The sequence below is a fragment of the Pseudomonas sp. IPO3749 genome (genome assembly GCF_013386605.1).
Taxonomy (GTDB): domain Bacteria; phylum Pseudomonadota; class Gammaproteobacteria; order Pseudomonadales; family Pseudomonadaceae; genus Aquipseudomonas; species Aquipseudomonas azotoformans_A.
Map to the genome: position 1 here is coordinate 1 of NZ_JACARN010000091.1, position 1,134 is coordinate 1,134.

Annotated in this window: 1 pseudogene; it reads right to left on the reverse strand. The window is 55.3% G+C overall.

Going from position 1 to position 1,134, the window contains the following annotated elements:
* Nucleotides 1-994: pseudogene (locus HX812_RS28170) on the reverse strand (IS3 family transposase); the annotation flags it as partial.
* Between the last annotated feature and the right edge of the window lie 140 nt (nucleotides 995-1,134).

Here is a 1,134-nt window from a genome sequence, read left to right on the forward strand (position 1 = left end):
TGCAAGCGTTGATAAAGCTCAGAGCAGTATTGGGCTCCACGGTCTGAGTGATGGATCAGTGGCAGCGTGCTTCGGCGCTCACCAACTGCCTTTTCCATCGCCTTGATTACCGACTCGGTATGCAAGCTCTCATGCACATGATGGCCTACGATCTTGCGCGAGTAGGCGTCTGTCACCAGGCTCACATAAGCCACGCTTTCCTGTGTCGGCAGGTAGGTGATGTCTGCAACCCAGACCTGCTCTGGCCTATTGGCCACTATCTGCTCATGACCTGCTTTGAGCAGGTTAGGGTGTCGGCGAAAACGGTGATGGCTGTCCGTCGTTTTGTGGTATGCCCGTTTGCGTACAACCAGTTCTCGAGCGTTGCGCAGGATGCTAAACAGGCGGTCTCTGCCGACCCGAACTGATGCGCCAACTTCAACGCTCATCAGGTAATGCAGCTTGCGCGTGCCTATCCGTGGCTGACGGCGGCGCTTTTCAAGAACAAAGTCCATGACCTCTTGATCTTGACGAGCCCTCTCGTCGAAAACCCGATTGCGTTGGTAATACGCTTGGCGCGAAATGCTCATAAACAGGCAAGCCCTCGTGATGCTCAGGCCTTGGATTTGCCCTTGCGAGAGGACTTGCCGGGTCGCTTTTTTACGACGGAAACACCGTAGTCATTTTTCAGAACATTCACGACGGCTTCGAAGAATTGCGCTTTCTGATTGCTTAGCGCCAGCTGTTCTTCGAGCTCTTTGATCCGCTGCTCGGGGGTCAGCGGGAGGGTTGGCTCGGTCATGGACCTGCTCCTCGGCTCTCGAATTGACGCGCCTTGGCTCCAGTCCTGCCGGCCGTGCTTGCGTAGCCAGACCAGTACTGTGGACCGGCCCTGAATGCCGTAGCGCCGTTGAGCCTCTTTATAACTCAACTCGCCCTTTTCGACCTGGTCTACGACCGATAATTTAAAGGCTAGCGTGTAGTCACGCTGGCTCCGCCTTTTGCCCGAATCCATTGACTCCTCCTGAAGATAGGTCAGAAGGCGTAAACCTTATTCAGGACGGGACAGCAAATACAAAAAAGCCCCGAACCAGTCGGGGCTTTTTCATTCAGCGCAAAGGCTTAGCGCGGAAACGCAGGCGGGTTGACCCCAGC